This window comes from Nocardia sp. NPDC003345 (genome assembly GCF_053589395.1).
Map to the genome: position 1 here is coordinate 1 of NZ_JBSFRU010000400.1, position 5194 is coordinate 5194.

5 protein-coding genes are annotated in these 5194 nt (G+C 70.6%); 2 read left to right on the top strand and 3 right to left on the bottom strand.

Translation table 11 applies throughout. The features are described from left to right. The 3 genes from ACWDU1_RS29145 to ACWDU1_RS29155 form a co-directional block, all read right to left on the bottom strand. On the bottom strand, positions 1 to 569 hold a 569-nt coding region (locus ACWDU1_RS29145), incomplete at its 3' end, for a methylmalonyl-CoA mutase family protein (protein WP_450003362.1). After that, entirely contained in the window at positions 569 to 2443 is a 1875-nt protein-coding gene (locus ACWDU1_RS29150) for a methylmalonyl-CoA mutase family protein (RefSeq protein WP_450003364.1), read from the bottom strand. The genes ACWDU1_RS29150 and ACWDU1_RS29145, both read right to left, overlap by 1 nt. A gap of 221 nt (positions 2444 to 2664) precedes the next feature. Next, the gene (locus ACWDU1_RS29155) at positions 2665 to 3960 is read right to left on the bottom strand and encodes an SGNH/GDSL hydrolase family protein (RefSeq protein ID WP_450003366.1); all 1296 of its coding nucleotides are present in this window, start codon (positions 3958 to 3960) and stop codon (positions 2665 to 2667) included. Between the two features lie 235 nt (positions 3961 to 4195). On the opposite strand from ACWDU1_RS29155, the gene ACWDU1_RS29160 reads away from it, so the two are divergent. Together ACWDU1_RS29160 and ACWDU1_RS29165 are read left to right on the top strand one after the other, a co-directional pair. Then, positions 4196 to 4855, top strand: a complete 660-nt coding sequence (locus ACWDU1_RS29160) for a TVP38/TMEM64 family protein (protein WP_450003369.1) — start codon at positions 4196 to 4198, stop codon at positions 4853 to 4855. A gap of 146 nt (positions 4856 to 5001) precedes the next feature. Continuing rightward, positions 5002 to 5194 (top strand): hypothetical protein (locus ACWDU1_RS29165; protein ID WP_450003368.1); only part of this gene is annotated, 193 nt, incomplete at its 3' end.

The window sequence follows — 5194 nt, forward strand, 5'->3', positions numbered from 1 at the left end:
ACCGCGCCGTTCATGGTCATCGAGACGCTGACCTGATCCAGCGGGATCTGATCGAAGAGCTGGCGCATATCCAGGATGGAATCGATGGCCACACCCGCCATCCCGACATCGCCCTGCACCCGGGGGTGATCGGAGTCGTAGCCCCGGTGGGTGGCGAGGTCGAAGGCCACCGACAGGCCCTTCTGGCCCGCCTGCAGATTACGCCGGTAGAAGGCGTTGGAATCGGCGGCGGTGGAGAAACCCGCGTACTGGCGGATGGTCCACGGCTGGTTCACATACATCGTCGGATACGGGCCGCGCACGAACGGTGCGACACCGGGCACGCTGTCGAGCGGGAACCCGGCCTCGCTCACGGCATCCCGATCGGACTTCGTGAACACCGGCGGGACGTCGATTCCCTCGGGCGTCGACCACACGAGCTGGTCGGGGGTGTAGTTGTTCGCCGCCGCGGACGCCCGCACATAGGCCTCGCGCGCGGAATCACCGGCCGGTTCGGGGGTGAGCCCCGGTTCGGTGAGCGGTATATCGGCGAAACTGCCGATCTCCTGCTCGATTCGCTGTGTCGTCATCAGGCTCCCACCTTCTCCAGCAGGGCGGTCAGGGCAGCGACCGCGTCGATCCGGGCCGCCAAGACCCCGTCGGGACGCCGCGCCTCGTCGATACCGGTCAGCACCTTCGCGGGGCCGGCCAGCAGGACGGTTTCCACACCCGCGCCCCGCAGTTGTTCCACGGCCCCGGCCGCGTCGGTGCCGTACCGGGCGTCGGTACCGCACAGCACGGCGATGGCGGCGCCGGATTCCTCGGCCGCCGCGGCGATCTCGTCACCCGCGAGCGGGCCCGGATCGACCGATTCGATACCGCCGGAGGCGAGCAGGTTGGCGATGAAGGTGACACGGACATTGTGCTCGGCGACGCTGCCCAGTGGCACCAGCAGTGCCTGCGGCCGCGCACCGTGTGCCGCGAGATACGCGTCCGAGCGGTCGCGCAGGCCTTCGAACGCCGCGCCGTAGCGCTGTCCGGGCCCGGCTGCCCGGGCGGCCTCCGACAGCGGCGATTCCGCCAGATTCGGGAATTCGTTGACGCCGGTGACCGCGGTGCGCCGGTGGGCGATATCGGCTTCCCGGCGGGTGTGGGTCGCCTCGATCGCCGAGGCGATCAGGCCGGAGTCCAGTGCCGCGCTGTATCCGCCGGCGGCCTCGATCTCCTGCATGAACGCCCAGGCGGTGGTGGCGAGGTCGTCGGTGAAGCGCTCCACGTACCAGGAACCCGCGCCGGGATCCTGCACATGGCCGAGATGGGATTCCTCCAGCAGCAGCAACTGGGTGTTACGGGCCATCCGCTGCGCGAACGCGGCGGAGACGCCGAGTTCGCCGGCCGGCAGCGCGGAATCGAACGGGAGCACGGTGACGGTATCGGCGCCGCCCACTCCGGCACCGAAGGCCGCCAGCGTGGTTCGCAGCAGGTTAACCCACGGATCGCGGCGGCTCATCATGGCCGCGGAGGTCACCGCGTGCTGCGGTGCGGCGCCTTCGGACGGGGCGCCGAGTGCATGCGCCACCCGAGCCCACAGCCGGCGCGCGGCCCGGAATTTGGCCAGCGTCGCGAACTGGTCGTCGGTGGCGGCGAAGCGGAACTCCAGCTGCCGCAGAGCTTCGGGCACCGGAAGCCGCGCGGACAGCAGGCGCAGGTACTCGAGCCCGGCGGCCACCGCCGCGCCCACCTCCTGCGCGTCCGAGGCACCCGCGTCATGGAAGACGGTGCCGTCCACGGTGATCGCGCGCAACGTCTCGGCCCGCGGGGTGAGCCGCGCGGCCAGGGCGACGGTGTCCTCTGTCCTGAGATCCTCGGTTCCGGCGAAGGCCGACGTGAGCGGCGCGGCGCCGAAGGCGACCTTGATCTCGCCGTCGCCGGGCACGCGGTACCCGTCGAGTACGGCGAGCACGGCCTCGGCGGCCTCGGCGGTCGCGGTACCGGCCCGCAGGCTCAGCGGCGCGAGTTCGAAGAGCACACCGTCGAGCGCGGTCGCCAAACCCTCGACCGGCAGCCCGTCGCGGCCGATCACCAGTTCGACCGCGCTCAGCCCGTTCTCCAGCCCACTCAGGATCTCCCGGTTCGCGGCGGCGGGTTCGGTGGCCCCGATCCGGGCACTCACGTACCAGCCACGATGGACGTCGCGGGTGGCGTCGCCGCCGCGGACGAACGGATAGGCGCCGGGCAGTGGCTGCTCGGGCAGTTCGTCACGGCGCGTATAGAGCGGCGCGATTTCCAGTCCGTCGTAGGTGGACTGATTCAGCAGCTTTTCGGGTTCTGCACCGAGTTCGGCCGCGTCGACCTTGCGGGCCTTGGCCAACACTCCCGCCACACCTTTGCGCCAGGCGGGATATTCGGGCACCGCGGACGAGGACGGATCGGCTCCGGCCGCGGGCTCTGCAGCAATCGGCATACCCTGTTCCCTCTAGTTCGTTCCAGTACAGGCGCACCACCTGCGCACGCGAGTACATTGGCATCCGCCCAGCTCAGCGAATACTTTGGTTAACGGGCATTCAGCCCGCCCCTCCGATGCTAGCGGGATGCCGGAACGCAACTGCCCGTGACCACCGTTACCCGCGAGTAACCTGCGCTACCGCGACCCGGCGGCGCGACCGGAAATCCGGCCGTCGGCCGTCACAGTTCCGCCGGATCCACCGCCCCGGCCATGGCGGCGTAGCCGGCCGGACTCGGATGCAGATGATCGCCGCTGTCGAACTCGGGAGCCAGCGCGTCCGGATCGGCCGGATCGGCCAGCGCCCGGTCGAAGTCGACGACCGCGTCGAATTCCCCCGACGTCCGAATCCAGGCGTTCACGGCATCGCGCACCGCTTCACCGCGAGCGGTGAAATACGGCGCGCCCTCGAACGGGGTCAGGGTGGCGCCCACAACCCGCAGACCATCGGCGCGGGCCAGTTCGATCAGCGTCCGGTATCCGGCGACGAGCTGTTCGGCATCGACTTCCGGATTGGGTTTCGCCCAGGGCTCGTCGAGTTCGCTGACGCCGATATCGTTGATGCCCTCCAGCAGGATGACGGTGCCCGCGTTGTCACGATCGAGCACATCGCGCCGGAAGCGGGTCAGCGCACTCTCACCCGTGTAGGCCGAATCGATGAGCACCCGGTTGCCGCCGATACCGGCGTTCAGTACCGCCCGCCCACTGCCGGCGGCGGCCAGCCGGTCGGCCAGCGCGTCCGGGTACCTGTTGTCGGCATCCGCGCCGGCCTGCGCACCGTCGGTGATCGAATCGCCGAACGTCACCACACCTTTCTCTTCCGGTGCCGCCGCGACCTCCAGATCGGCGAGGTAGTACCAGGACCTGCTGGTCTCAGCGAAAGCCGTCGCCGCCGGATCGGCCGCGTGATCGCCGCGGGCGCGGTAGCTGGTGGCGTTGGCGAGCTGATGGAATGTCGCCGGGCCGGTGGGGCCGGCCAGGTACAGGGTCACCGCGACCGGCCGCAAGGCGGCGATCGGGAAGTCCACCGGGTCGGTCGTCGTCTCGGTTCCGGCCGGGATCTCCGTCGACGGAGAGCCGCCGAACATCAGCGGCCGAACAGTGCCGGGTCGCAGCGCGGCGCCCACTCCGGGCTCGGCGACGGTGGCCGCCGAGATTCGCAGGGGCCGGTCGCCGAAGAGGTTCGACAGCACCAGCCGCACCTCGTCTCCGGCTATGGTCGGGCGGATGATCTGCCGGACCGTGTGATCGGCGAAACCGTCCTCGGACCAGTTCGGCTCCCAGATCCCGACCGGCGCCTGCTGCGCGGTGACCCAGCTGTCGGACCACTGCAACTCCTCCTCGGCTCCGGGCCCCGCCGAGCACCCGGCGGCGAAAAGGGCGACGGCGGCGAGCACCGCCGCCACGATCCGGCGGGCCGCCCGCCTCGCGTCGATTCCCGGTGCGCCCGGACGGGGCCACCTGTTCCACATGCGCATCGCGAGTCCCGTCTGCTGTCCGGTCCGCCCAGCGCATACCGGTCACCGCGAACAACCTCGCCGCGGTGAGCGCGAATTCCGCACGCACTGTGGACAATCCGACACCCCTGCCGGGAATACACCGGCGCGCAGCAGCACCCGGCGCCGGCATCCGGGCCACCGCGAACCACCCCGCCGGTCCAGCACCGACCGGAGGCTCCGGGGCGGCGACCGATACCCTCTCCCGGTGTCCCGCATGCTCCGCGACCGGCGGCTGATCCTCGTACTGTGCTGCGTGGCCGTCGTCTGCGCGGCGGCACTGCTGACCCCGCTGCCCAGCCCACGCCTGATCCAGGAGTGGGCCGATGGAGCCGGCCCGTACTTCCCGGCCTTGTTCTTCCTGGCGCACACCCTGATCACCGTCGCACCCGTCCCCCGGACCGTCTTCACCGTCGCCTCGGGCCTGCTGTTCGGTCCCGTGGTGGGCCTGGCGGTCGCCGTCACCGCCTCGACACTCAGCGCGGCGGCGGCGTTTCTCCTGGTTCGCGCCGCGGGGCGGGAGAGGGTCGCGCCCTACCTGGCCCATCCGACCGTCCGCATCGTCGACGAACGCCTGCGCCGCCGCGGCTGGCTGGCAGTGGGGGCACTGCGACTGATCGCCTTCGCGCCGTTCTCGGTGGTGAACTATTCGTGCGCACTGTCCTCGATCCGGTTCTGGCCCTATCTCGGCGCCACCGTGGTGGGCATCCTGCCGGGCACCGCCGCGACCGTGGTCCTGGCCGACGCGCTGACCGGCGGCACCCACCCGGCCATGGTGGCGGTGTCGATCGCCTGTATCGCCGGCGGGATGCTCGGTCTGGTGATCGATCAGCGCTGGAGACCGGCCGAACCGGTCCCGGTGGCGTCCCGCGACTGAGCGCGGCCACCGCACGCGACACCGCGCCGACTCGTAGCTGACCGATAGCCATCGTCGTTGCGGTTACCATTCGGGTGGATAGAGATGCCGTGCGTACTGGCGTTACCGGGGTCTCCCGGCGTCGCCGCCCGATAACTGAGGGGTCGTTGGCCATGCGGATCGCGGTACGGACGTTGTGCACCTGCTGGGTAGTCCTCGCCCTGGTCGCACTCACCGGCGGCGCCGCCCCCGCACAACCACCGGAAACCTCCGCACCGGGCGGGACCACCGAATTCCCGGCCCGGGAGCTGGGTCTGGGTGATCCGATCACCCTGCGCGGCGACGACGACCAGGTGGACC

Coding starts and splice junctions, on each gene's coding strand:
- ACWDU1_RS29150 (WP_450003364.1), bottom strand. CDS start 2,443: ATGCCGATTGCTGCAGAGCCCGCGGCCGGAGCCGATCCGTCCTCGTCC.
- ACWDU1_RS29155 (WP_450003366.1), bottom strand. CDS start 3,960: ATGCGCATGTGGAACAGGTGGCCCCGTCCGGGCGCACCGGGAATCGAC.
- ACWDU1_RS29160 (WP_450003369.1), top strand. CDS start 4,196: ATGCTCCGCGACCGGCGGCTGATCCTCGTACTGTGCTGCGTGGCCGTC.